Raw genomic sequence first — 24,260 nt, 5'->3', positions numbered from 1 at the left:
GTAGTAATTCACCGTAATCCAGGTAGACTAAGCGCCTCTTCCAACGCCTGCACTGCAGGCGTTTTGCCGTAGGGTCTGGAATAAAAAAGCAATGAACCTATTAAAATCGCTGGCCGCCGTCAGCTCAATGACGATGTTTTCACGTGTGCTGGGTTTTGCACGTGATGCGATTGTCGCCAGAATCTTTGGTGCCGGGATGGCAACCGATGCCTTTTTTGTGGCATTCAAATTACCTAACCTGCTACGCCGCATATTTGCGGAGGGCGCTTTTTCTCAGGCCTTTGTCCCTATTCTGGCGGAATATAAAAGCAAGCAGGGCGAAGACGCCACTCGCGTGTTTGTCTCTTACGTGTCGGGACTGCTGACGCTGGCGCTTGCTGTGGTCACCGTTGCCGGGATGCTGGCCGCCCCGTGGGTGATTATGGTGACGGCGCCGGGGTTTGCCGACACCGCCGATAAATTCGCGTTAACCACCAAACTGCTGCAAATCACCTTTCCGTACATCTTACTGATCTCGCTGGCGTCGCTGGTCGGAGCGATCCTCAATACCTGGAACCGCTTCTCCATTCCGGCGTTTGCCCCCACGTTTTTGAACATCAGCATGATCGGTTTCGCGCTGTTCGCCGCGCCGTATTTTAATCCACCGGTGCTGGCGCTGGCATGGGCGGTAACCGTTGGCGGCGTGCTGCAACTGGTGTATCAGCTTCCGCATCTGAAGAAAATCGGCATGCTGGTGCTGCCGCGGATTAACTTCCGCGATGCGGGGGCGATGCGGGTTGTGAAGCAAATGGGCCCGGCGATACTCGGCGTCTCCGTCAGCCAGATCTCACTGATCATTAACACCATTTTCGCCTCTTTTCTCGCGTCTGGTTCCGTTTCGTGGATGTACTATGCGGATCGCCTGATGGAGTTTCCGTCGGGGGTACTGGGCGTGGCGCTGGGGACCATTCTGCTGCCTTCACTGTCGAAGAGCTTTGCAAAAGGCGACCATGACGAATATTGCCGCCTGATGGACTGGGGATTGCGTCTGTGCTTTTTGCTGGCGCTGCCGAGTGCGGTGGCGATTGGGATCCTGTCTGGCCCCTTGATTACGTCATTATTCCAGTACGGTAAATTCACGGCCTTCGATGCGCTGATGACGCAGCGTGCGTTGATTGCTTATTCCGTAGGGCTGATGGGGCTGATTGTGGTGAAAGTGCTGGCACCGGGCTTTTATTCGCGGCAGAACATCAAAACGCCGGTTAAGATCGCCATTGTGACGCTTATCATGACCCAGTTGATGAACCTTGCGTTTATTGGACCGTTGAAGCACGCCGGGCTGTCGCTGTCGATTGGTCTTGCCGCCTGTCTGAACGCGGGACTGCTGTACTGGCAACTGCGTAAGCAGAACATTTTCACCCCACAGCCGGGTTGGATGGGGTTTCTGATTCGCCTCGTTATCGCCGTACTGGTGATGTCAGCCGTGCTGGTTGGCATGTTGCATATTATGCCGGAGTGGTCGTTGGGGACCATGCCGTGGCGTCTGCTTCGCCTGATGGCGGTGGTTGCGGCCGGCATTGCCGCCTACTTTGCCGCACTGGCGGTGATGGGCTTTAAAGTGAAAGAGTTTGCGCGCCGGACGGTGTAATCACGATGCCTGATGGCGCTTTGCTTATTCGGCCTACAGAACGCTGTAGGCTGAATAAGGCGAAACGCCACCATCCGGTAATCATCAAATAGAAAATTTTTTCCCGCCGCGAGAGGCAGAAGAGGGTTGACCGTTCGCGCCGTACAGCGACGGTTCCTGATAGGGCTTTAAAACCTCAAGCGCCTGTTGATTGCGCTGAATCTGATCTTCCAGCAGCCAGCCGTTGTGCTGGTTCAGATCGCGTAAGTGCTGCGTTTTATCGGTAATCGCTTTCCAGCGCTCGGCGACGTCATCATTCGCGCTATGCTGCGGGTCTTGTTCCAGCCGTCGCTGCTGTTCCAGATAATCCAGGGTCGCCAGCAGAGAACTCTTTTCTTCTGTAATACGCTGCAGCTGGCTACCGTTAATGTGGCCAACGGAAAGTTGTTGCTGTTCGGCATCCATTACCGTTTTCAGGTCATTCAGGACAGCCGTCATCTGATCGAGTATTTCTGACAAGCGCGTCATACGGTCAGTTACTCACTCTGGAGATAGCTCTGCGTCTCGCGGATCAGCGAGTCGGCGATTTTCCCCGTGTCCATCTTCAGCTCACCGTTACGAATAGCGGTTTTCAGTGCTTCAACACGTTCCATATTGATATCGTTCACGCCGGGCTGCATCAGTTTTGCCTGAGCATCGCTTAACGTCACGCTGGTGCTGGTTGCCGTCGAGGTTTTTTCCTGACGCGCTTTGAGGACCGGTGTATCCGTATTTTCACGCGCCTGAACGGTGCTAACGGGTTTCAAAGGTGAGGTACGGTCAATGCTCATTTTTATCATCCTCATCGAGGGGTTATGCTGTAGCGGCCAGCTATCATCGAATGTGTAATCACTATCGGCAGCCGCAACAAAATCTTTAACTCATTATAGGTTAATAAGAATATTCCCATCAGGATCGACTATGCCACTGACAATCTGACCCGATAACATTCTCACTCGTGCGTTCTGCGCGACCGCCGCATTGTTCAGCGCTTTACCTTCCGCATTGACGCTAAATCCATCGCCATTGGCAACGACCTGCACGCGCTGTCCGGCTTTAATGCGCCACGCCTGGCGCAACATATTGAGCTGGATGGCCTGTCCCGGCGCGAGATCGCGCAGGCTCACCGCATCCTGAACCTGGCTGATATCCAGCACGGTACGGGGGGGGAGCTGATCAAGGCGTCCGCGTTTTAGTGTGACGCTGGCCGGGCCAAGCGTGCCGCCACGCGCAACGGACGCGGCTGCGACTACGTAGTTTCCCGTCGCCTGCACGTTGACCTGCAGATAACGTTTTTCATTGGCGCAACGTGCCAGCACATTCACGTTTCCCCACAGTTTTGCCCCGGTCATGCTGAACGCCGGTGTGTCGCAATGCGGCAACAGGTTGGGGGGCGTTCGCACGGTCACGACCACATCATCGCTGAATCCGGCCAGACGCTGTCCGAACCAGTCGTTCAACTGCGCATTCAAATCCTGGGCCAGCGTCAGGGGACTGAACAGCAGCGCCAGCATGGCTAATCCACGTTTTAACGTTTGCATCGTCACCTCCCGCCGTTTTCGCAATGACAGAATTCTACCCGTGTGACGCAACCATCAACGCAATAAATAGCGACCCATTTTGCGTTTATTCCAGCGATAACGCGCGCGTAATGGGATTTAAGCTGTCGGCTGAATTTTGTCATCTGCGGAGGAGATATGCTCGATAAGCTCGACGCCGCCTTACGTTTTCAACAGGAAGCGCTGAATCTGCGCGCCCAACGGCAAGAGGTGTTGGCCGCTAACATTGCGAACGCCGATACGCCGGGGTATCAGGCGCGCGACATGGATTTTGCCAGTGAGTTAAAAAAAGTCATGGTGCGCGGACGGCAAGAAACCAGCGGTGTGTCGCTGGCATTAACCTCCGCACAGCATATTCCCGCCCAGGCCATCACCGCACCGTCTACGGATTTGCTCTACCGCATTCCCGACCAGCCTTCACTCGACGGCAATACCGTCGATATGGACCGGGAGCGCACGCAGTTTGCGGATAACAGCCTGAAGTACCAGATGAGCCTGACTGCCTTGAGTGGGCAGATTAAAGGCATGATGAACGTGCTACAGGGGGGGAACTAATCCGTGGCGCTGCTGAATATTTTTGATATTGCCGGTTCGGCATTAACGGCGCAGTCCAAGCGCCTTAACGTGGCCGCCAGTAATCTGGCCAACGCCGACAGCGTCACGGGACCGGATGGTCAACCGTATCGCGCAAAGCAGGTTGTCTTCCAGGTGGATGCCGCTCCCGGTGCAGTAACGGGGGGCGTGAAAGTGTCGGACGTCATTGAGAGCCAGGCGCCGGACAAACTGGTCTATGAACCCGGTAACCCGCTGGCCGATGCCAATGGCTACGTGAAGATGCCTAACGTCGATGTGGTCGGTGAGATGGTTAATACCATGTCAGCTTCCCGCAGCTATCAGGCGAACGTCGAAGTCCTCAACACCGTTAAAAGCATGATGCTTAAGACGCTGACACTGGGCCAGTAAAAGGAGGCAGCCATGTCAATTGCGGTAAACGTTAACGATCCGACAAACACCGGTGTGAAAAGCAGCAGCAACGGGAGTTCCCTGTCGGGCAACAATGCCGCCGATCTGCAAAGCAGCTTTCTGACGCTGCTGGTGGCGCAACTGAAAAACCAGGACCCGACCAACCCGATGCAGAACAACGAGCTGACCACACAGCTCGCGCAGATCAGTACCGTCAGCGGTATTGAGAAACTGAATACGACCCTGGGGTCGATCTCCGGACAGATCGACAACAACCAGTCACTACAGGCCAGTACGCTGATTGGTCATGGCGTGATGATCCCGGGTACCACCGTTCTGGCGGGCAAAGGCACCGAAGAGGGAGCCACCACCACCACCACGCCGTTTGGCGTTGAGCTGCAACAGCCGGCTGACAAAGTCACCGCCACCATTACCGACAAAGACGGCAAAGTGGTGCGCACAATTGAGATTGGCGCGCTGAAGGCGGGTGTTCATACCTTTACCTGGGACGGCACTCTGACGGATGGCACCACGGCGGTGAACGGCTCGTATAACGTGGCGATTCACGCCAGCAACGGCTCGACGCAACTGGTGGCGCAGCCCTTGCAGTTTGCGCTGGTACAAGGGGTGATTCGCAGCAATGGCGGTAACACCCTGGATCTGGGCACTTACGGAACCACCACCCTCGACGAAGTACGGCAGATAATCTAAGCCTTTACACTAATCAGGAGTCATCATGGCTTTTTCACAAGCGGTTAGCGGCCTGAATGCCGCAGCCACCAACCTCGATGTCATTGGTAACAACATCGCCAACTCCGCGACCTATGGTTTTAAATCCGGTGCGGCGTCTTTTGCGGATATGTTTGCCGGTTCTAAAGTCGGTCTGGGCGTAAAAGTCGCTGGCATTACTCAGGACTTTACTGATGGTACGACCACCAACACCGGTCGCGGTCTGGATGTCGCTATCAGCCAGAACGGTTTTTTCCGTCTGGTCGACAGCAATGGCTCAGTTTTCTACAGCCGTAACGGCCAGTTCAAACTGGATGAAAACCGTAACCTGGTCAACATGCAGGGCATGCAACTGACCGGCTATCCGGCAACGGGTACGCCGCCGACCATTCAGCAAGGGGCAAACCCGGGTCCGATCACCATCCCGAATACCCTGATGGGGGCGAAAAGCACCGACACGGCGGCAATGCAGATCAACCTGAACTCGACGGACAAGATTCCGGCGAACACGCCTTTCAAACCAACCGATGCTGACAGCTACAACAAACGTGCACCCGTGACGGTGTTCGACAGCCAGGGTAATCAACATGACATCAACCTGTTTTACGTTAAAACGGGTGATAACACATGGGATATCTGGACGCAGGATTCCAGCGTCGCCAACTCGCCGTTGGTGAAGTCCGCGCAGATGACATTCGACAAGAACGGCGGTCTGGATAACGTAAAAGAATATACTGAAGTTGCGCCTGTTCCACCTGCCACTGAACCAACCTGGATGCTTGGCGCGGCAAATGCCACACCGTCATTCTCCATTACTACCGGTACAGTCAATGGCGCGGTTCCTGCGACCTTCACCCTCAGCCTGCAAAACTCCATGCAGCAGAACACCGGGACTAACGCCGTTATCGCCACCACGCAGAACGGCTACAAGCCGGGCGATTTGGTTAGCTATCAGATTAACGACGATGGCACCGTCGTCGGAAACTATTCCAACGAACAGAAGCAGGTGCTGGGGCAGATCGTGCTGGCGAACTTCGCTAACAACGAAGGTCTGTCCTCTCAGGGCGATAACGTCTGGGCCGCCACGCAGGCGTCCGGTGTGGAACTGCTGGGAACGGCGGGAACGGGTAACTTCGGTAAGCTGACCAACGGTGCGCTGGAGTCTTCGAACGTGGATCTGAGTAAAGAACTGGTGAACATGATCGTCGCCCAGCGTAACTATCAGTCGAACGCGCAGACCATCAAGACCCAGGACCAGATCCTCAACACGCTGGTTAACCTGCGCTAAGCGCCTGACGGGATAACGTAATGGATCACGCAATCTATACCGCGATGGGGGCGGCCAGTCAGACGCTGAACCAACAGGCGGTGACGGCCAGCAACCTGGCCAACGCCTCGACGCCGGGATTCCGTGCACAGCTCAATGCGCTGCGCGCCGTCCCCGTCGAAGGGCTGTCATTGCCGACGCGTACGCTGGTCACGGCGTCCACGCCGGGGGCTGATATGACGCCTGGCCAGATGGATTACACCTCGCGTCCGCTGGACGTGGCGTTACAGCAGGATGGCTGGCTGGCGGTACAGACCGCGAACGGCAGCGAAGGCTATACCCGTAACGGCAGCATTCAGGTGGATCCGACCGGACAGTTGACCATTCAGGGTCACCCGGTGATTGGTGAAGCCGGGCCGATTGCGGTGCCGGAAGGGTCGGAAATCACCATCGCGGCGGACGGCACCATCTCAGCGCTGAATCCCGGCGATCCGGCGAACACCATCGCGCCGGTGGGACGTCTGAAACTGGTGAAGGCTGAAGGGAATGAAGTACAGCGTGGTGACGACGGGATGTTCCGTCTGACCGCCGCCGCACAGGCAACCCGTGGCCCGGTGCTGCAGGCCGATCCGACCATTCGCGTGATGTCGGGAGTACTGGAGGGGAGCAACGTCAATGCGGTGTCAGCGATGAGCGACATGATTGCCAGCGCCCGCCGTTTTGAAATGCAGATGAAGGTTATCAGCAGCGTGGATGACAACGCTGGTCGCGCTAACCAACTGCTGTCGATGACTTAATACAGGACACTTTATGATCAGTTCATTATGGATCGCCAAAACCGGCCTGGACGCGCAGCAAACCAACATGGATGTGATTGCCAACAACCTGGCAAACGTCAGCACCAATGGTTTTAAGCGTCAGCGCGCGGTGTTTGAAGATCTGCTTTATCAGACCATTCGTCAGCCTGGCGCTCAGTCTTCTGAGCAGACCACGCTGCCGTCCGGTCTGCAAATCGGTACCGGTGTGCGTCCGGTGGCGACCGAGCGTCTGCACAGCCAGGGCAACCTGTCGCAAACCAACAACAGTAAAGATGTCGCCATTAAAGGTCAGGGGTTCTTCCAGGTTCTGCTGCCGGATGGTACTTCTGCGTATACCCGCGATGGATCATTCCAGGTCGATCAAAATGGTCAACTGGTGACGGCTGGCGGCTTCCAGGTTCAGCCAGCGATTACCATTCCGGCTAACGCCCTGAGCATCACCATCGGGCGTGACGGCGTGGTGAGCGTGACCCAACAGGGACAGGCGGCCCCCGTGCAGGTGGGGCAGCTTAATCTGACCACGTTCATGAACGATACCGGTCTGGAGAGCATTGGTGAAAACCTGTACACCGAGACCCAGTCTTCCGGTGCGCCGAATGAAAGCACGCCGGGTCTGAACGGGGCGGGCCTGTTGTACCAGGGCTATGTCGAGACCTCAAACGTCAACGTCGCGGAAGAGCTGGTCAATATGATTCAGGTTCAACGCGCTTACGAAATAAACAGCAAAGCGGTCTCAACGACCGATCAGATGCTGCAAAAACTGACGCAACTCTAAGGTGTTGTCCGGTGAGGCATTTGTCTCACCGGCACCCTGATTCAGAAGATAAAGGCAATGCAAAAAAACGCTGCGCACGCTTACCCGATCATGGCCCTGCTGGTGGTTTCACTGTCAGGATGTGCCTGGATTCCTTCCACTCCGCTCGTCCAGGGCGCGACCACGGCACAGCCTGTTCCTGGCCCGACGCCGGTGGCAAATGGTTCGATTTTTCAGTCCGCGCAGCCAATCAACTATGGCTATCAGCCACTGTTTGAAGACCGTCGTCCGCGCAACATCGGCGATACGCTGACCATTGTGCTGCAGGAAAACGTCAGCGCCAGTAAAAGCTCTTCTGCCAACGCCAGCCGTGACGGCAAAACCAACTTTGGCTTTGATACCGTACCGCGCTATCTGCAAGGATTATTCGGCAATGCGCGAGCGGACGTCGAGGCGTCCGGCGGTAATACCTTTAACGGTAAGGGCGGGGCCAACGCCAGCAATACCTTTAGCGGCACGCTGACCGTGACCGTCGATCAGGTGCTGGTTAACGGCAATTTACATGTTGTGGGTGAGAAACAGATCGCCATCAACCAGGGCACTGAGTTCATCCGCTTCTCCGGGGTTGTGAATCCGCGCACCATCAGCGGCAGCAACTCCGTTCCGTCAACTCAGGTGGCGGATGCACGTATTGAATATGTCGGAAACGGCTACATCAACGAAGCGCAAAATATGGGCTGGCTCCAGCGTTTCTTCCTTAACCTGTCGCCGATGTAAGCGAGGTCTCCCATGTTGAAATCTGTAGTTGGACTGGTTCTGGTCCTCGTCGCCACGCTGGCGCATGCCGATCGTATCCGCGATCTGACCAGCGTGCAGGGCGTGCGCGAAAACTCGCTCATTGGCTACGGCCTGGTGGTGGGGCTGGACGGGACCGGTGACCAGACCACCCAGACGCCATTTACCACCCAGACCCTGAACAACATGCTCTCGCAGTTGGGTATTACCGTACCGACCGGGACGAACATGCAGTTGAAAAACGTCGCGGCGGTCATGGTAACCGCCTCCTTCCCGGCCTTTGGTCGTCAGGGACAAACCATTGACGTAGTGGTGTCTTCGCTGGGGAACGCGAAAAGTCTGCGCGGGGGGACGCTGCTGATGACGCCGTTGAAAGGGGTCGACAGCCAGGTGTATGCGCTGGCGCAGGGCAACATTTTAGTTGGCGGCGCCGGGGCGTCTGCGGGCGGCAGCAGCGTGCAGGTGAACCAGCTTAACGGCGGACGGATCACCAACGGGGCGACAATCGAGCGCGAGTTGCCCAGCCAGTTCGGCGCGGGTAATACGCTAAACCTGCAACTGAATAATGAAGACTTCACCATGGCGCAGCAGATTGCTGACACCATCAACCGGTCACGCGGCTTTGGCAGCGCCACCGCACTGGATGCGCGCACGATTCAGGTCCGCGTACCGAGCGGCAACAGCTCTCAGGTGCGCTTCCTGGCGGATATTCAGAACATGGAAGTGAACGTGACGCCACAGGATGCAAAAGTGGTGATCAACTCACGTACCGGTTCGGTGGTGATGAACCGCGAAGTGACGCTGGATAGCTGTGCTGTAGCGCAGGGGAATCTCTCCGTGACCGTTAACCGTCAGGCTAATGTCAGTCAACCGGATACGCCGTTTGGCGGGGGGCAGACGGTAGTAACACCGCAAACGCAAATCGATCTGCGTCAGAGCGGCGGTTCGCTGCAAAGCGTTCGTTCCAGCGCCAATCTGAACAACGTGGTCCGTGCGCTGAATGCGCTGGGGGCGACGCCGATGGATCTGATGTCAATTCTGCAGTCGATGCAGAGCGCCGGTTGCTTACGCGCGAAACTGGAAATCATCTGATGATTAGCGACAGCAAACTGATGGCCAGCGCCGCCTGGGATGCGCAATCGCTGAATGAATTGAAGGCGAAAGCCGGTCAGGATCCGGCGGCGAATATCCGCCCGGTGGCCCGCCAGGTGGAAGGCATGTTCGTCCAGATGATGCTGAAAAGCATGCGTGAAGCGCTGCCAAAAGATGGCGTCTTCAGCAGCGATCAAACGCGTCTGTATACCAGCATGTATGACCAGCAGATTGCGCAGCAGATGACCGCCGGAAAAGGTCTGGGGCTGGCGGAAATGATGGTCAAACAGATGACGCAGGGGCAGGCGCAGCCTACGGAAGAAACGCCGCAGGTGCCGATGAAGTTCCCGCTGGAAACGGTGACCAGTTACCAGAACCAGGCGCTGACGCAACTGGTGCGTAAAGCGATGCCGAAAACACCGCAGAGCAATGACGAACCGCTCTCCGGCGACAGCAAAGACTTCCTGGCGCAACTGTCGCTGCCGGCCCGTCTGGCCAGTGAGCAGAGCGGCGTGCCGCATCACCTGATTCTGGCGCAGGCGGCGCTGGAGTCCGGCTGGGGGCAGCGGCAGATTCGCCGGGAAAACGGCGAGCCGAGTTTCAACCTGTTTGGCGTGAAGGCCTCGGGTAACTGGAAGGGGCCGGTGACGGAAATCACCACGACCGAATATGAAAACGGCGAAGCGAAAAAGGTGAAGGCCAAATTCCGCGTGTACAGCTCGTACCTTGAAGCGTTGTCAGATTACGTCGGTCTGCTGACCCGCAATCCACGCTATGCGGCGGTGACCACGGCGGTTACCGCGGAACAGGGCGCGCAGGCACTGCAAAGCGCCGGTTATGCCACCGACCCGAACTATGCGCGTAAATTGACCAGTATGATCCAACAGCTGAAGTCGATGAGCGAGAAGGTGAGCAACGCCTACAACACGAATCTCGACAATCTCTTCTAAATGGCTCAAGTCCTGTGACCTGCTGCCGATAATAATCTGTAACTGAAGGATTAAAAGGAACTTCCATGTCCAGCTTGATTAATAACGCCATGAGCGGGCTGAGCGCGGCTCAGGCGGCGCTGAATACTGCCAGTAACAACATTTCCAGCTATAACGTTGCGGGCTATACCCGTCAGACGACCATTATGGCGCAAGCCAATAGCACGCTGGGTGCCGGCGGTTGGGTGGGCAATGGTGTTTATGTTTCCGGTGTACAGCGCGAATATGATTCGTTCATCACCAATCAACTGCGCGCGGCGCAGAACCAGAGTAGCGGGTTGACGACCCGTTATGAGCAGATGTCCAAAATCGACAACCTGCTGGCCAGCAAAACCAGCTCTGTCTCCTCGTCCATGCAGGATTTTTTCACCAGCCTGCAAACGCTGGTGAGTAACGCCGAAGACCCGGCGGCGCGCCAGACGCTGATTGGCAAAGCCAATGGGCTGGTTAACCAGTTTAAAACGACCGACCAGTATCTGCGCGATCAGGACAAGCAGGTCAATATCGCGATTGGTTCCAGCGTCGATCAGATCAACAACTACAGTAAGCAGATTGCCAGCCTGAACGACCAGATCTCGCGTCTGACCGGTGTGGGTGCCGGGGCATCGCCGAATAACCTGCTTGATCAGCGCGACCAGTTGGTCAGTGAGCTGAACAAAATTGTCGGCGTGGAAGTCAGCGTTCAGGACGGCGGCACCTATAACATCACGATGGCGAACGGCTATTCACTGGTGCAGGGAAGTAATGCCCGTCAGCTAGCGGCGGTACAGTCGCAGTCCGACCCTTCACGAATCACCGTTGCCTATGTCGATTCCATCGCGGGCAACATCGAAATTCCGGAAAAACTGATCACGACCGGTTCGCTCGGTGGTCTGCTGACCTTCCGTTCCCAGGATCTGGATCAGACGCGCAACACGCTGGGACAACTGGCGCTGGCGTTCGCCGATGCGTTTAACCAGCAGCACCGCGAAGGGTATGATGCGAACGGCAAAAATAATGTCGATTTCTTCAGCATCGGCGACCCGGCTGTGTATGGAAATAGCAAGAATACCGGCAGCATCAGCGCGACCGTTAAGACCGCCTCAGAGGTTCAGGCGACTGACTATAAAGTGGTTTATGACGGAGCGAAATGGCAGGTGACGCGTCTTGCGGATAACACCTCTTTTGAAGCGACCGAAAACGCGGGCAAACTGACCTTTGATGGCCTGGAGATTAACATCGATGTTGGCCCTGCTAAAAATGACAGCTTCATCGTCAAGCCGGTCAGCGACGCCATCATCAATATGGGCGTTCTGGTGACCAACGAATCGCAAATTGCGATGGCGAAGGACGCAACGGCCGGTGAAAGCGACAACCGTAACGGTCAGGCGTTGCTGGATTTGCAAAAGGACAGCACAACGGTAGGTGGTTCAAAATCGTTTAACGACGCCTACGCTACGCTGGTCAGCAACGTGGGCAGCAAAACCGCAACGCTGAAAACCAGCAGCACCACCCAGGGCAACGTGGTGACGCAGTTGAGCAATCAGCAACAGTCCATTTCCGGCGTTAACCTTGACGAAGAGTACGGCAACCTGCAACGCTTCCAGCAGTATTATCTGGCCAATGCCCAGGTGTTGCAAACCGCCAACTCTCTGTTTGATGCACTGCTGAGTATTCGCTAAGGGAGCAGGAAACGATGCGTATCAGTACCCAAATGATGTACCAGCAGAACATGCGTGGTATCACCAATTCCCAGGCGGAGTGGATGAAATACGGTGAGCAGATGTCGACGGGGAAGCGGGTAATTAATCCGTCTGACGATCCTATCGCCGCATCCCAGGCCGTGGTGTTGTCACAGGCGCAGTCGGAGAACAGCCAGTTCGCCCTGGCGAGGACTTTCGCCACGCAGAAGGTTTCGCTGGAAGAGAACGTGTTAAACCAGGTGACGACGGCGATACAAAGCGCACAAGAAAAAATCGTCAGCGCCGGTAACGGAACGCAGAGTGATGATGACCGCGCCTCGCTGGCGACGGACTTACAGGGTATCCGCGATCAGTTGATGAACCTGGCAAACAGTACCGACGGTAACGGTCGCTATATTTTTGCCGGTTATAAAACGGAAACGGCTCCGTTTGCTCAGGCTGACGGTGCCTACAACGGCGGTACGGAGAACATCACTCAGCAGGTGGATGCCTCCCGTTCGATGACCATCGGCCACACCGGCAACAAAATTTTCGACAAGATCACCAGTAATGCGGTTCCGGAACCGAACAACGGCACGTCCGAAACCAACCTGTTCAAAATGCTGGATTCGGCGATTGCCTCATTGAATTCCCCTGTGGGTGACGATGCGACGCTGAAAGAACAGGCAAAAGCGGTGATTGATAAAACCAACCGTGGTCTGAAAAACTCGCTTAATAATGTACTGAGCGTGCGTGCGGAACTGGGGACGCAACTGAAGGAACTGGAGAGTCTGGACTCGCTGGGCACCGATCGCGCACTAGGACAAACGCAGCAGATGAGTAATCTGGTGGATGTGGACTGGAACGCGGCCATTTCATCGTACGTCATGCAGCAGGCGGCGCTCCAGGCCTCTTATAAAGCCTTTACCGATATGCAGGGGATGTCGCTATTCCAGCTCAACCGCTAATACCGATTTGAAACATATCATGAAACTGGGTATGTTTTATCTGCCCGCTCCCTCTCACCCCGGAGCGGGCATTTTTTTGTCGGTTACACGCTAACCCTCAGAGGGGCAGAGGAACGCTTTCCCGCCATTCTGATGATCAGCGCAAGGGTGCTACTGAGGGTGGCCAGCGTGACGACGCCTTGCCAGTTTGCCAGCGCATACACCTGACTGCCGAGCACCGAGCCCAGCGCCATGCCAATGAAGATGACGCTGAACAGTAGTGCATTCAGACGCCCCCTGGCCTGCGGTTCGAGGCTATAGACCAGATTCTGGTGCGCCACCAGGCTCGATTGCAGTCCCAGGTCAAAGCCGACGGCGGAGAGCGCAATCAGCAACCACTGCGCGTGCACGGGCAACGCGGGTAACAGGAACATCAGCGCAAAAGAAACGGTCACCAGCAATGCCCCCAGTTGCGTCACTTTTTCTGCGCCTATCTTATCTGCCAGATGACCGGCCAACGGTGCAGCCAGCGCTCCGGCAGCCCCGGCGATACCAAATGCCCCCGCGGCGGCGCTGCCCATCTGATAGTTTTCTGCCAGCATCACGGCCAGCGTTGACCAGAACGCGCTGAACGCGACGGACAGAAAACCTTGCGCCAGGGCGGCACGACGTAGTGCCGGGTAGCGACACCATAACTGCGCCAGGCTCACCATCAGTGCGGGATAACTCAGCGTGGAATGGGCTGTAAATGCGGGCAGGACTTTCCACAGCAATACGCCGACAAGGGCAATACTGAGCGCGGCGAGTTGATACATTGCCCGCCAGCCAAAGGCTTCTCCGACCAGACCACTCACGGTGCGTGACAATAAAATGCCCAGCAGCAGGCCGGTCATCACTGTCCCGACCGTTTTTCCTTGTTTGCCCTCTGGGGCGAGAATCGCCGCCGCCGGGACGATATCCTGCGCCATCGTCGCGGCCATCCCCAGCAACAGGCTTACGGTCAGCAGAGAATGCACCTGGCCTGTGACGCTACAGGCCAGCAGCAACAGGGCGAGCGCGGCGCTTTTCATCAGAATGAGCCAGCGCCGATCGTAACGGTCGCCGAGCGGCAATAAAAACAGGATCCCTAACGCATAGCCAGCCTGCGTTAACGTGGGCACCAGTCCCATGCCGGTGATGCTGAGCGCCAAATCGGCCCCCATTAGCGGTAACAACGGTTGTGCATAGTAGATGGCGGCAACGCTGAAGCCTGCGCCCAGCGCCAGAACAAAGATCAGCCAACGAGACGGTGTGTGCATTTCAAAATCCTCAATCACAGGTGTGAGGCTATTTTTCTCTGAATGGCGGTGGTCTGGTAGTCAGCGAAGTGGTAAAACGATTATACGTAAAGCGTATGAGCATAGAATGAATGAAAAAGAATGAGCGTATAGACAGGGTGGAACTGATGCGAACGTTTGTGCGCATCGTGGAGGCCGGATCGTTGTCAGCTGCCGCTCGTCAGTTGAACACGACCCAGGCGACAATCAGTCGGCGGTTGCAGACGCTGGAGGCGATGCTGGGGGTAAAACTGGTCTTACGTACCACGCACGCCATGAAGCTAACGGACGACGGCGAGCGCGGATACCAGCACGCCAAACATATCATTGACGCCTGGCTGGCACTGGAGGACGGACTCAACGTCACGGAAGATGAGCCCGTCGGGACATTGCGGGTGCGGGCTCCGCATGCTTTTGGCCAGCAGCAGCTCCTCACGCCGTTACTGCACTTTTTAGCGCGCTACCCCAATCTGTCGGTGGAGTGGATGCTCAACGATAAAACGGTCGATTTTCTCAGCGACAATATCGACTGCGCGATCCGCGTGGGCGCGGAGGTCGATCCGGCAACGGTTTCGGTGCTGCTAGCGGAAGTGCCGCGTAGCGTGGTCGCTTCACCGGCGCTGCTGGCGCAATTTGCAACGATCGCGGTACCAGAACAGCTATCGTCGCTGCCCTGGATTGCCGTCAACACCTTCTATCAACACAACGTCTCACTTAGCCATCAGCACAGTCGGGAACCGGTGACCTTTCCGATCACGCCGCGACTGAGTACCGACAGTATCTACGTAGCGCGCAATGCAGCGCTGGCGGGGTTAGGCGTGGTGGTGGTGTCAAGCTGGACGGTGACCGAGGATATCGCGCAAGGACGACTCGTCGAGCTGGTTCCTGACTGGCAGGCCGCACCTTTGCCAGTACACCTGGTCTATCCCTGGGCGCGTTATTATCCCACTCGCCTGCGTAAGTTTCTGGAATTGATGAAAAAGGTGATGCCGGAACTGGCGGGAATGCGCCGACCTGAAGGGGAATAAAAAAGCCGACCCTGAGGTCGGCTTTTTACGCTATCGATTTTACTCGACAGGCTGAGGACGAGTCGGTCCAGCAGAGGCACTGTGCGAGGCAGTGTGACCACCTGCGGCGCCTTTACCATCAAAGGCGAAAGCAGGGCGCTGCCAGTCACTGTGGCGTGGCGCTTCAGGCACATATTCCGGCGCTGGCGCACGGGTCATCGGTGCGGTTGCGTGGCTGTGCTCAGCAACAGGTTCTGCCACGACTGGCGTTGCGGCTTCTGCGATCGGTGCAACGACAACGGGTTCGGATACTGGCGCAGGCGCTGTGGGTGCTTCAACGATCACTGGCGCTGCAACCGGTTCTGCAATGACTTCAGGCTCCGCAACCACTTCAGGCTCAACGGCGACAGGTTCAGCCGCAACCACTTCAGGCACGGCAGTCACTGTTTCAGGCTCGACCGTAACCACGTCTGGTGTCTCTTCAACGACCGGAGCAGTTTCCTGCGTTTCAGCGACAGGTTCTGCCTGAGCGGCAACCTCTTCGGCGACCGGCACATCGGCGTCGGCAATCACCTGCGGCTGTTCAACCACCGGGGCGGCAATAACTTCCGGATGCGTCGTTTCAACCACGGCCTCAGCCTGAACCGGCGCTTCTGCTACCGTTTCAACGACAGTTTCAACGGCGGGTTCGACTGCGGCAACAGCTTCAACGGCGGCTGCCACGGCTTGCGGTTCGGTCACAACAGGCTGGGCCTGTACCTGTTCGATTTCCTGTGCTTCTGGCTGCGCATCCTGAGGACGGGCTACCGGGTAGCGGATCCACACTTTGCCGGACGCCATTTCTGGCGAGGCGCAGGCGACAGTCAGCGGCATCGGCGACTGCAGTGGGTAACGTTCGTCACGATAACGACGACGACGCTGGCCGCTCACACGCAGATGACGTGGGGAACGACGCGAACGACGCGGCATACCGGCGTTATCACGTGCTTCACCATTGTCATCCTGCTCTGGGGTTGCTTCTGTCACGACAGGCAGCGGCACTTTCACCAGTTCAGTGCTTTGCGCTGGCGCAGCCTGTGCTGCAACTGGTGAGACAACGTTCTCTTCCGTGGTGGCGGTTTCTACCTCTGCCACTTCTGAGGCCTGGTCGTGGTAACGAACTTTCTGGTTCAGCTGACGCTGTTTACGGCGCGGCTGAGCCTGACGAACGCGCTCTTCCTGTTCGGTCTCTGGAGTCTGCTGCTCATCAAGATTCAGCGCTTTTACTTCCTGCTGAGCCTGACGTTTATCATCACTGCGACGGCGGTTACGTTCGCGACGTGGCTGCTGCTGCTCATCACCAGACTTTGCTTTATCCGCTACGTCGGTCGCTTGCTGACGGTTATCACGGTTTTCGGCATTCTGCTGCGCATTACGGCGGTTACGGCGATTCTCGTCGCGGTTCTCGCCATTTTCTGAACGTTCGCCACGGTTATCGCGGTTGTCACGACGTTCGTTGCGATCGTTACGGTCACGACGGTTGTTCTGGCGTTTACGGCGATCCTGCTGACGCTCTGGCTTCTCCGCGGCTTTCGGCGCAGGCTGCTCGGCAGGTTTCACGTCTTCACTACCGCTGAACAGCGATTTCAGTGCGCCAAAGAAACGGCTCAGCAGCCCCGGCTCTGCCGGAGCGGCTGGCGCAACGGCGGCCTTCGGCGCAGCGGCTTTCACTGGCGGTTCGGCAGGCGTTGGCGCAGGCGGAACTTCTGGCATGGCGAAGGTGGCAAGAGCGGGCTGCTCAGGACGTTTACGCTCGGCGAACTCTTCTTCAGACGGTAACGCCATCGCTTCTTCATGTAGCTTCGGCAGCATGTAGCTCAGAGTCGGCGTCTCTTCACCTTTACGCACGCGCAGTACGGAGTAGTGCGGTGTCTCCATTTGATCGTTAGGTACGATCACGCAACGCACGCCATCCTGTCGGGTTTCAATCGCATTAACGGCAGTACGTTTTTCGTTGAGCAGATAGGAGGCAATTGGCACTGGGACAATCGCGTGGACTTCCTGAGTATTCTCTTTCAGCGCTTCTTCTTCAATCAGACGCAGAATAGACAGGGACAGCGACTCGTTATCACGCACGGTGCCGGTACCGCTACAGCGTGGGCAGACGTGATGGCTGGACTCGCCCAGCGACGGGCTCAGGCGCTGACGGGACATTTCCAGCAGGCCGAAGCGTGAAATATGGCTGATCTGGATACGCGCACGATCCTGGCGGACCGCTTCACGCAGACGGTTTTCCACCGCACGCTGATGGCGTACCGGGGTCATATCAATGAAGTCGATAACGATCAGGCCGCCGAGGTCACGCAGGCGCAACTGACGGGCGATCTCATCGGCCGCTTCCAGGTTAGTGTTGAACGCCGTTTCTTCAATATCGCCGCCGCGGGTTGCGCGAGCGGAGTTAATGTCGATGGCGGTTAACGCTTCGGTGCTGTCGATAACGATAGAGCCGCCGGAAGGCAGACGCACTTCACGCTGGAACGCGGATTCAATCTGCGACTCGATCTGATAGTGGCTGAACAGCGGGATTTCACCGGTGTAAAGTTTGATTTTGCTGCTGAAATCCGGACGACCTAACGCCGCAATATGCTGGCGCGCCAGTTCGAGCACTTTCGGGTTATCGATAAGGATTTCACCGATATCCTGACGCAGATAGTCGCGGAAGGCGCGAACAATCACGTTGCTCTCCTGATGGATCAGGAACGGAGCAGGGCGGCTTTCCGCGGCTTTCTGAATGGCTTCCCAGTGTTTCAGACGGAAGCTTAAGTCCCACTGCAGCGCTTCGGCAGATTTGCCTACGCCCGCAGTACGTACAATAAGACCCATGCCATCAGGCAGTTCAAGGCTTGCCAGCGCTTCTTTCAGCTCGGTACGGTCGTCGCCTTCGATGCGACGAGAGATACCCCCCGCACGCGGGTTGTTTGGCATCAGAACCAGATAGCTGCCCGCCAGGCTGATAAAAGTGGTCAGGGCAGCGCCTTTGTTGCCACGTTCTTCTTTATCAATCTGAACAATAACTTCCTGGCCTTCGCGCAGCACATCTTTGATGTTTGGACGACCATGAGCGTTGTAATTAGCGGGGAAATATTCGCGGGCAATTTCTTTTAACGGGAGGAAACCGTGACGTTCAGCGCCGTAATCAACAAAAGCCGCTTCCAGACTCGGTTCAATACGGGTAATTTTGCCTTTATAGATGTTCGCTTTTTTCTGTTCATGTCCAGGACTTTCAATATCCAGGTCGTACAGACGCTGCCCATCTACAAGGGCAACACGCAACTCTTCCTGCTGAGTTGCGTTGATTAACATTCTTTTCATCGTAACTTACTCATTATTCTTACATTGACGACTAAGCTGCGGGCAGAGTATTGCCTTTCCGGGTGTGAACCGATGGCCTCGTGTCTATTCGCGTCGCCAACCTCACGGTTATCGTCAGCTCAAAGAGGCGCAGAGTGTCGGTTGCCTGCATTTCATACGGAAACGCAGCGCAATTATCAGGGGAACCGCCTGGGTATTACTCTCCAGAGAAGATCCGATCTACCGGTAAGGACTGCAACCCGCAGCCCGCTAACTGTCAGAAAGATCAATACGTCTTACGCCATTGCTGCGTGGATGATCGTCCGGACAAAATTGGGTCTTTCCGTAAAATTCCTTGTTTTAACAAGATTCAGCACAGAAGCGGTGACATTATTCCACTGCTAACCTTGTTATAGCAAGATGACTTTTACCATTTATCACCCGCTTACTCACAGTTTTTTCACTTATGCGCGGTGATTGGTTTAATAACCACCAAATCAGTCATGAAACACGTGAGTGACGAAGGATAAAGATAAATATAAGCATAGAAAAATGAGTGGCGCTAATCCTTGTGGCTATTTAGAATCGGCCCCCATGAAAACAGAGACTCCATCCGTAAGAATTGTTGCTATTACTGCTGACGAAGCGGGGCAACGCATTGATAATTTTTTGCGCACACAGCTCAAAGGTGTGCCGAAAAGTATGATTTATCGCATTTTGCGTAAAGGCGAAGTGCGGGTGAATAAAAAACGCATCAAACCCGAATACAAACTGGAAGCGGGTGATGAAGTGCGCATTCCGCCGGTTCGCGTGGCGGAGCGTGAAGAAGAGGCCGTTTCGCCGCATCTGCAAAAAGTGGCGGCGCTGGCGGACGTTATCCTTTATGAAGACGACCATATTCTGGTGCTGAACAAGCCGTCGGGAACCGCGGTGCATGGCGGCAGCGGGTTAAGCTTTGGCGTGATTGAAGGGTTACGTGCGCTGCGTCCTGAGGCGCGTTTTCTTGAGCTGGTACACCGTCTTGACCGCGATACGTCGGGCGTGCTGTTGGTCGCGAAGAAACGTTCAGCACTGCGTTCGCTACATGAGCAACTGCGCGAGAAGGGGATGCAAAAAGATTATCTCGCCCTGGTGCGCGGGCAATGGCAGTCGCATGTCAAAACGGTACAGGCACCGTTATTGAAGAACATTCTGCAAAGCGGCGAGCGTATTGTGCGGGTGAATCAGGAAGGCAAACCGTCGGAAACGCGTTTTAAGGTGGAAGAACGTTACGCGTTCGCCACGCTGGTTCGCTGTAGCCCGGTGACGGGCCGCACACACCAGATTCGCGTGCACACTCAGTACGCGGGTCATCCGATTGCTTTTGACGATCGCTACGGTGACCGCGAGTTCGATAAGCAACTGGCAGGGACCGGATTGTCGCGTCTGTTCCTGCATGCAGCAGCACTGAAATTTACCCACCCGGGTACGGGTGAGGTGCTGCGCATTGAAGCGCCGATGGACGACCAACTGAAGCGCTGTTTACAGGTGTTACGTAAGCCGGCCTGATGCGCATTTATCGCGCTAAACCTGCCGGATAAGACGTTTACGTCGCCATCCGGCAGGTCTCATTCTCCCGCCTACTGGATAGTGCTATTAATCAGGTTTTCAGCGGGTTCATCTCTTCCCGACGTAACATCTGGCACAGTGCGATCAGCGGTAAACCAATCAGCGTGTTTGGGTCTCGCCCCTCTAAGCGCTCAAAGAGCGCAATCCCCAGACCTTCGCTTTTAAAACTCCCTGCGCAGTGCAGCGGGCGTTCTTTACGCACATAGTCTTCAATTTCCGTTTCACTGAGATGGCGGAAGTGAACGTCAAAGGGCTCCACCTCGGTCTGTAAATGTCCCGTCGCGGAGTTATACAGCGCCAGACCGGTATAGAATGTAATGATATTGCCGCTGGCTTTGGCTAACTGTTGGCAGGCTTTCTCTTCTGTTAAGGGCTTACCGGCGATTTCGCCATCCAGTACGCATACCTGATCGGAACCAATAATAAGATGAGACGGAAAGCGGTGAGCCAGCGATTGCGCTTTCTCTTGCGCCAGTCGGTTGACTAAGTGGCGAGGACTCTCTCCGGGCATCGGCGTTTCGTCAACCTCAGGGGCCGCGCATTCAAAGGGCATCGCCAGTTTTTCCAGCAGGGCGCGGCGCCAGGGAGATGTGGAGGCAAGAATGAGATTAGGCATATTTTTTCCACCAGATATAGCGTATTGATGAGAGCCATTTTAAACTATGCTCTTCGTCCTTCAGGCGTGCCGTTGTGGCGTCTCCTGAGCGAAAATAAGTCTGTAAACCGCAATGTGTGCGAATTATTGGCAAAAGGCAACCGCAGGCTGCCTTTTTCTTTGACTATATGACGTTACAAAGTTAATATGCGCGCCCTATGCAAAAGGTAAAATTACCCCTGACTCTTGATCCGGTTCGTACGGCTCAAAAACGCCTCGATTATGAAGGTATCTATACTTCTGATCTGGTAGAGCGCGTCGCCGATTCTGTAGTCAGTGTGGACAGTGATGTGGAATGCGCCATGTCGTTTGCTATCGATAACCAACGTCTTGCCGTGATTACCGGTGATGCGAAGGTTTCGGTAACGCTCGCATGTCAGCGTTGCGGGAAGCCGTTTCCTCATCATGTTCACACAACGTATTGTTTCAGTCCGGTTCGTTCCGACGAACAGGCTGAAGCACTCCCGGAAGCGTATGAGCCGATTGAGGTTAACGAATTCGGTGAAATCGATCTGCTTGCAATGGTGGAAGATGAAATTATCCTCTCCTTGCCGGTAGTTCCGGTGCATGATTCTGAACACTGTGAAGTGTCCGAGGCGGACATGGTCTTTGGTGAACTGCCTGATGAAGCGCAAAAACCAAACCCATTTGCCGTATTAGCCAGCTTAAAGCGTAAGTAATTGAGGAGTAAGGTCCATGGCCGTACAACAGAATAAACCAACCCGTTCCAAACGTGGCATGCGTCGTTCTCATGACGCTCTGACCGCAGTCACCAGCCTGTCTGTAGACAAAACTTCTGGTGAAAAACACCTGCGTCACCACATCACCGCCGACGGTTACTACCGTGGCCGCAAGGTAATCGCTAAGTAATCACGCGTTACTCAACGAATTTTACGTAGCAGGCAGGCTGTTAATGCCTCTTTCGCGTAAGAGACGAAGAGAAACCGTGTGATGAAGCTTAGTGAGGAAATTCCCCGTTGCTGCGGGGAAATACCAAACCAGGCGGCGAAACGACTTTGACACGTCTAACCCTGGCGTTAGATGTCATGGGGGGTGATTTTGGCCCTTCCGTGACAGTGCCTGCAGCATTGCAGGCACTGAATTCTAATTCACAACTCACACTTCTTTTAGTCGGGGATCCCGATACTATCACGCCATTACTTGCTAAAGCTGACTTTGAACAACGTTCGCGTCTGCAGATTATCCCTGCACAGTCAGTTATCGCCAGTGATGCCCGGCCTTCGCAGGCAATCCGCGCCAGTCGCGGGAGCTCAATGCGTGTGGCGCTGGAACTCGTGAAGGAAGGGCGAGCACAAGCCTGCATCAGCGCTGGAAATACCGGTGCGCTGATGGGACTTGCAAAATTATTGCTCAAACCGCTCGACGGTATTGAGCGTCCTGCGCTGGTGACGGTTTTGCCGCATCAGCAGAAAGGGAAGACGGTGGTCCTCGATCTGGGGGCGAACGTCGATTGCGACAGCAAGATGCTGGTGCAATTTGCCATTATGGGCTCGGTGCTTGCGGAAGAAGTGGTCGGTATTAACAACCCTCGTGTGGCCCTGCTCAACATTGGTGAAGAAGAAACCAAGGGGCTCGACAGCATTCGGGATGCCTCTGTGGTGCTAAAAACGATCCCTTCCATCAATTACATCGGCTATCTTGAAGCCAATGAGTTATTGACGGGGAAAACGGATGTGCTGGTATGTGACGGTTTTACAGGCAATGTCACATTAAAGACGATGGAAGGTGTTGTCAGAATGTTCCTTTCACTGCTGAAATCTCAGGGTGAGGGTAAAAAACGGTCGTGGTGGCTGCTGATATTAAAACGTTGGTTACAAAAAAGCCTGGCGAGGCGATTCAGTCACCTCAACCCCGACCAGTATAATGGCGCCTGTCTGTTAGGATTGCGCGGCACGGTGATAAAAAGTCATGGTGCGGCCAATCAGCGAGCGTTTACCGTCGCGATTGAACAGGCAGTGCAGGCGGTGCAGCGACAAGTTCCTCAGCGAATTGCCGCTCGCCTGGAATCTGTATACCCAGCTGGATTTACAATGCTGGATGCTGGTAATGGCGACACATCGCAGCCACACTGATTACGGTGTGGCGTGAGAGCCCCAGCATCTTAGCCGTTGTGATGCGCGGTATATAACCAAAAAGTGACTGAGCGTACATGTATACAAAGATTATTGGTACTGGCAGCTATCTGCCTGAACAGGTGCGGACTAACGCCGATCTGGAAAAAATGGTCGATACGTCTGACGAGTGGATTGTCACCCGTACAGGTATTCGTGAACGCCATATTGCTGCGCCGAATGAAACCGTCTCAACGATGGGTTTTACGGCGGCTCAACGCGCGCTGGAAATGGCGGGCATTGATAAAGAACAGATTGGCTTGATTGTGGTAGCGACCACCTCAGCGACACATGCATTCCCCAGCGCAGCATGCCAGATTCAGAACATGCTGGGCATCAAAGGCTGCCCGGCGTTTGACGTCGCCGCAGCCTGTGCCGGCTTTACTTACGCATTAAGCGTCGCCGACATGTACGTTAAAACGGGTGCGGTCAAATACGCGCTGGTGGTTGGTTCCGATGTTCTGGCCCGCACCTGCGATCCAACCGATCGTGGCACAATCATTATTTTTGGCGATGGTGCCGGTGCCGTGGTACTGAGCGCCTCTGACAAGCCGGGCATCATCTCTACCCATCTGCATGCTGATGGCCGCTATGGCGAACTGCTGACGCTGCCGAATGCCGATCGCGTGAATCCGGAAAATTCGATTCATTTGACGATGGCAGGCAACGAAGTGTTCAAAGTGGCTGTTACCGAACTTGCACACATTGTCGACGAGACACTGGCGGCCAATAACCTGGATCGTTCAGAACTTGACTGGCTGGTTCCGCATCAGGCTAACCTACGTATCATCAGCGCGACGGCCAAAAAACTGGGCATGTCGATGGACAATGTGGTGGTGACTCTGGACAGACACGGCAACACGTCTGCGGCCTCCGTTCCTTGCGCGCTGGATGAAGCCGTGCGTGACGGACGTATCAAAGAAGGTCAGCTTGTGTTGCTTGAAGCCTTTGGCGGTGGATTCACCTGGGGCTCCGCGCTGGTTCGTTTCTAGT

At 55.6% G+C, this 24,260-nt stretch carries 24 protein-coding genes; 18 read left to right on the top strand and 6 right to left on the bottom strand.

Going from position 1 to position 24,260, the window contains the following annotated elements:
- Window positions 1-91: 91 nt before the first annotated feature.
- Window positions 92-1,627, top strand: coding sequence for a murein biosynthesis integral membrane protein MurJ (gene murJ, locus OGW13_RS22150; RefSeq protein WP_109740170.1), 1,536 nt, complete (start codon window positions 92-94; stop codon window positions 1,625-1,627).
- An 84-nt stretch (window positions 1,628-1,711) separates the two neighbouring features.
- On the opposite strand, the gene flgN is transcribed toward murJ, so the two are convergent.
- The 3 genes from flgN to flgA form a co-directional block, all read right to left on the bottom strand.
- Window positions 1,712-2,134: a flagella biosynthesis chaperone FlgN gene (flgN, locus tag OGW13_RS22145; RefSeq protein ID WP_043001004.1), complete on the bottom strand. Its 423-nt coding sequence runs from the start codon at window positions 2,132-2,134 to the stop codon at window positions 1,712-1,714.
- Between the two features lie 8 nt (window positions 2,135-2,142).
- A complete protein-coding gene (gene flgM, locus OGW13_RS22140; protein WP_043001003.1) occupies window positions 2,143-2,436 on the bottom strand; it encodes a flagellar biosynthesis anti-sigma factor FlgM in 294 nt (97 codons plus the stop codon).
- Window positions 2,437-2,529: 93 nt separating this feature from the next.
- Window positions 2,530-3,186, bottom strand: a complete 657-nt coding sequence (gene flgA, locus OGW13_RS22135; RefSeq protein ID WP_043001002.1) for a flagellar basal body P-ring formation chaperone FlgA — start codon at window positions 3,184-3,186, stop codon at window positions 2,530-2,532.
- 156 nt (window positions 3,187-3,342) lie between these two features.
- On the opposite strand from flgA, the gene flgB reads away from it, so the two are divergent.
- The 11 genes from flgB to flgL all read left to right on the top strand — a co-directional run bounded on the left by flgB (window position 3,343) and on the right by flgL (window position 13,240).
- Entirely contained in the window at window positions 3,343-3,759 is a 417-nt protein-coding gene (gene flgB / locus OGW13_RS22130) for a flagellar basal body rod protein FlgB (RefSeq protein ID WP_042319669.1), read from the top strand.
- Between the two features lie 3 nt (window positions 3,760-3,762).
- Window positions 3,763-4,167 carry a flagellar basal body rod protein FlgC gene (flgC, locus tag OGW13_RS22125; RefSeq protein WP_043001001.1) on the top strand — a complete coding sequence of 135 codons (405 nt, stop codon included), beginning with the start codon at window positions 3,763-3,765 and terminating at the stop codon, window positions 4,165-4,167.
- 12 nt (window positions 4,168-4,179) lie between these two features.
- The gene (gene flgD / locus OGW13_RS22120) at window positions 4,180-4,878 is read left to right on the top strand and encodes a flagellar hook assembly protein FlgD (RefSeq protein WP_287116485.1); all 699 of its coding nucleotides are present in this window, start codon (window positions 4,180-4,182) and stop codon (window positions 4,876-4,878) included.
- Window positions 4,879-4,903: 25 nt separating this feature from the next.
- The gene (flgE, locus tag OGW13_RS22115) at window positions 4,904-6,184 is read left to right on the top strand and encodes a flagellar hook protein FlgE (protein ID WP_287116484.1); all 1,281 of its coding nucleotides are present in this window, start codon (window positions 4,904-4,906) and stop codon (window positions 6,182-6,184) included.
- 20 nt (window positions 6,185-6,204) lie between these two features.
- The gene (gene flgF / locus OGW13_RS22110; RefSeq protein ID WP_044258017.1) at window positions 6,205-6,960 is read left to right on the top strand and encodes a flagellar basal-body rod protein FlgF; all 756 of its coding nucleotides are present in this window, start codon (window positions 6,205-6,207) and stop codon (window positions 6,958-6,960) included.
- Window positions 6,961-6,973: 13 nt separating this feature from the next.
- Entirely contained in the window at window positions 6,974-7,756 is a 783-nt protein-coding gene (gene flgG / locus OGW13_RS22105; RefSeq protein ID WP_042319653.1) for a flagellar basal-body rod protein FlgG, read from the top strand.
- Window positions 7,757-7,813: 57 nt separating this feature from the next.
- Window positions 7,814-8,512 (top strand): flagellar basal body L-ring protein FlgH, encoded by a 699-nt coding sequence (gene flgH, locus OGW13_RS22100; RefSeq protein WP_042319652.1) that lies wholly within the window; start codon window positions 7,814-7,816, stop codon window positions 8,510-8,512.
- Window positions 8,513-8,524: 12 nt separating this feature from the next.
- On the top strand, window positions 8,525-9,622 hold the full coding sequence (locus OGW13_RS22095) for a flagellar basal body P-ring protein FlgI (protein ID WP_043000997.1): 1,098 nt from the start codon (window positions 8,525-8,527) through the stop codon (window positions 9,620-9,622).
- Window positions 9,622-10,572: a flagellar assembly peptidoglycan hydrolase FlgJ gene (gene flgJ / locus OGW13_RS22090; RefSeq protein WP_044258015.1), complete on the top strand. Its 951-nt coding sequence runs from the start codon at window positions 9,622-9,624 to the stop codon at window positions 10,570-10,572. Before OGW13_RS22095 ends, flgJ begins: the two co-directional genes overlap by 1 nt.
- A 65-nt stretch (window positions 10,573-10,637) precedes the next feature.
- On the top strand, window positions 10,638-12,272 hold the full coding sequence (gene flgK / locus OGW13_RS22085) for a flagellar hook-associated protein FlgK (RefSeq protein ID WP_044258013.1): 1,635 nt from the start codon (window positions 10,638-10,640) through the stop codon (window positions 12,270-12,272).
- A 14-nt stretch (window positions 12,273-12,286) separates the two neighbouring features.
- Window positions 12,287-13,240, top strand: a complete 954-nt coding sequence (gene flgL / locus OGW13_RS22080; RefSeq protein WP_287116482.1) for a flagellar hook-associated protein FlgL — start codon at window positions 12,287-12,289, stop codon at window positions 13,238-13,240.
- A gap of 83 nt (window positions 13,241-13,323) precedes the next feature.
- Here the strand turns inward: flgL and OGW13_RS22075 are convergent, their stop codons facing one another.
- Window positions 13,324-14,517 carry an MFS transporter gene (locus tag OGW13_RS22075; protein ID WP_287116480.1) on the bottom strand — a complete coding sequence of 398 codons (1,194 nt, stop codon included), beginning with the start codon at window positions 14,515-14,517 and terminating at the stop codon, window positions 13,324-13,326.
- 110 nt (window positions 14,518-14,627) lie between these two features.
- Between OGW13_RS22075 and OGW13_RS22070 the strand changes: the two genes are divergently transcribed.
- A complete protein-coding gene (locus OGW13_RS22070) occupies window positions 14,628-15,563 on the top strand; it encodes a LysR family transcriptional regulator (protein WP_287116479.1) in 936 nt (311 codons plus the stop codon).
- 39 nt (window positions 15,564-15,602) lie between these two features.
- On the opposite strand, the gene rne is transcribed toward OGW13_RS22070, so the two are convergent.
- Window positions 15,603-18,893 (bottom strand): ribonuclease E, encoded by a 3,291-nt coding sequence (rne, locus tag OGW13_RS22065; RefSeq protein WP_287116478.1) that lies wholly within the window; start codon window positions 18,891-18,893, stop codon window positions 15,603-15,605.
- 573 nt (window positions 18,894-19,466) lie between these two features.
- Between rne and rluC the strand changes: the two genes are divergently transcribed.
- Window positions 19,467-20,420: a 23S rRNA pseudouridine(955/2504/2580) synthase RluC gene (gene rluC / locus OGW13_RS22060; RefSeq protein WP_054176598.1), complete on the top strand. Its 954-nt coding sequence runs from the start codon at window positions 19,467-19,469 to the stop codon at window positions 20,418-20,420.
- Window positions 20,421-20,511: 91 nt separating this feature from the next.
- Here rluC and OGW13_RS22055 read toward each other — a convergent pair whose 3' ends face one another.
- On the bottom strand, window positions 20,512-21,096 hold the full coding sequence (locus OGW13_RS22055) for a Maf family protein (protein WP_061077176.1): 585 nt from the start codon (window positions 21,094-21,096) through the stop codon (window positions 20,512-20,514).
- Window positions 21,097-21,293: 197 nt separating this feature from the next.
- On the opposite strand from OGW13_RS22055, the gene yceD reads away from it, so the two are divergent.
- The 4 genes from yceD to fabH all read left to right on the top strand — a co-directional run bounded on the left by yceD (window position 21,294) and on the right by fabH (window position 24,259).
- Window positions 21,294-21,815, top strand: coding sequence for a 23S rRNA accumulation protein YceD (gene yceD / locus OGW13_RS22050; RefSeq protein ID WP_043000987.1), 522 nt, complete (start codon window positions 21,294-21,296; stop codon window positions 21,813-21,815).
- 16 nt (window positions 21,816-21,831) lie between these two features.
- On the top strand, window positions 21,832-22,005 hold the full coding sequence (gene rpmF, locus OGW13_RS22045; protein WP_000290727.1) for a 50S ribosomal protein L32: 174 nt from the start codon (window positions 21,832-21,834) through the stop codon (window positions 22,003-22,005).
- A 146-nt stretch (window positions 22,006-22,151) separates the two neighbouring features.
- A complete protein-coding gene (gene plsX, locus OGW13_RS22040; protein ID WP_046402096.1) occupies window positions 22,152-23,228 on the top strand; it encodes a phosphate acyltransferase PlsX in 1,077 nt (358 codons plus the stop codon).
- Window positions 23,229-23,305: 77 nt separating this feature from the next.
- Window positions 23,306-24,259 (top strand): beta-ketoacyl-ACP synthase III, encoded by a 954-nt coding sequence (gene fabH, locus OGW13_RS22035; RefSeq protein ID WP_043000985.1) that lies wholly within the window; start codon window positions 23,306-23,308, stop codon window positions 24,257-24,259.
- Window position 24,260 lies beyond the last annotated feature (1 nt).

The sequence above is a fragment of the Citrobacter sp. Ca225 genome (assembly GCF_030337175.1).
GTDB lineage: Bacteria > Pseudomonadota > Gammaproteobacteria > Enterobacterales > Enterobacteriaceae > Citrobacter_A > Citrobacter_A amalonaticus.
This window is presented reverse-complemented; position numbering and strand designations above follow the sequence as displayed.

Bases quoted from the DNA above. Each gene is read 5' to 3' on its own strand.
- flgK (WP_044258013.1), top strand. From the start codon at position 10,638: ATGTCCAGCTTGATTAATAACGCCATGAGCGGGCTGAGCGCGGCTCAG.
- flgG (WP_042319653.1), top strand. From the start codon at position 6,974: ATGATCAGTTCATTATGGATCGCCAAAACCGGCCTGGACGCGCAGCAA.
- rpmF (WP_000290727.1), top strand. From the start codon at position 21,832: ATGGCCGTACAACAGAATAAACCAACCCGTTCCAAACGTGGCATGCGT.
- fabH (WP_043000985.1), top strand. From the start codon at position 23,306: ATGTATACAAAGATTATTGGTACTGGCAGCTATCTGCCTGAACAGGTG.
- rne (WP_287116478.1), bottom strand. From the start codon at position 18,893: ATGAAAAGAATGTTAATCAACGCAACTCAGCAGGAAGAGTTGCGTGTT.
- yceD (WP_043000987.1), top strand. From the start codon at position 21,294: ATGCAAAAGGTAAAATTACCCCTGACTCTTGATCCGGTTCGTACGGCT.
- flgN (WP_043001004.1), bottom strand. From the start codon at position 2,134: ATGACGCGCTTGTCAGAAATACTCGATCAGATGACGGCTGTCCTGAAT.
- flgJ (WP_044258015.1), top strand. From the start codon at position 9,622: ATGATTAGCGACAGCAAACTGATGGCCAGCGCCGCCTGGGATGCGCAA.
- OGW13_RS22070 (WP_287116479.1), top strand. From the start codon at position 14,628: ATGAAAAAGAATGAGCGTATAGACAGGGTGGAACTGATGCGAACGTTT.
- flgB (WP_042319669.1), top strand. From the start codon at position 3,343: ATGCTCGATAAGCTCGACGCCGCCTTACGTTTTCAACAGGAAGCGCTG.
- flgE (WP_287116484.1), top strand. From the start codon at position 4,904: ATGGCTTTTTCACAAGCGGTTAGCGGCCTGAATGCCGCAGCCACCAAC.
- OGW13_RS22055 (WP_061077176.1), bottom strand. From the start codon at position 21,096: ATGCCTAATCTCATTCTTGCCTCCACATCTCCCTGGCGCCGCGCCCTG.
- OGW13_RS22075 (WP_287116480.1), bottom strand. From the start codon at position 14,517: ATGCACACACCGTCTCGTTGGCTGATCTTTGTTCTGGCGCTGGGCGCA.
- flgF (WP_044258017.1), top strand. From the start codon at position 6,205: ATGGATCACGCAATCTATACCGCGATGGGGGCGGCCAGTCAGACGCTG.
- flgD (WP_287116485.1), top strand. From the start codon at position 4,180: ATGTCAATTGCGGTAAACGTTAACGATCCGACAAACACCGGTGTGAAA.
- OGW13_RS22095 (WP_043000997.1), top strand. From the start codon at position 8,525: ATGTTGAAATCTGTAGTTGGACTGGTTCTGGTCCTCGTCGCCACGCTG.
- flgA (WP_043001002.1), bottom strand. From the start codon at position 3,186: ATGCAAACGTTAAAACGTGGATTAGCCATGCTGGCGCTGCTGTTCAGT.
- flgL (WP_287116482.1), top strand. From the start codon at position 12,287: ATGCGTATCAGTACCCAAATGATGTACCAGCAGAACATGCGTGGTATC.
- rluC (WP_054176598.1), top strand. From the start codon at position 19,467: ATGAAAACAGAGACTCCATCCGTAAGAATTGTTGCTATTACTGCTGAC.
- murJ (WP_109740170.1), top strand. From the start codon at position 92: ATGAACCTATTAAAATCGCTGGCCGCCGTCAGCTCAATGACGATGTTT.
- flgM (WP_043001003.1), bottom strand. From the start codon at position 2,436: ATGAGCATTGACCGTACCTCACCTTTGAAACCCGTTAGCACCGTTCAG.
- flgH (WP_042319652.1), top strand. From the start codon at position 7,814: ATGCAAAAAAACGCTGCGCACGCTTACCCGATCATGGCCCTGCTGGTG.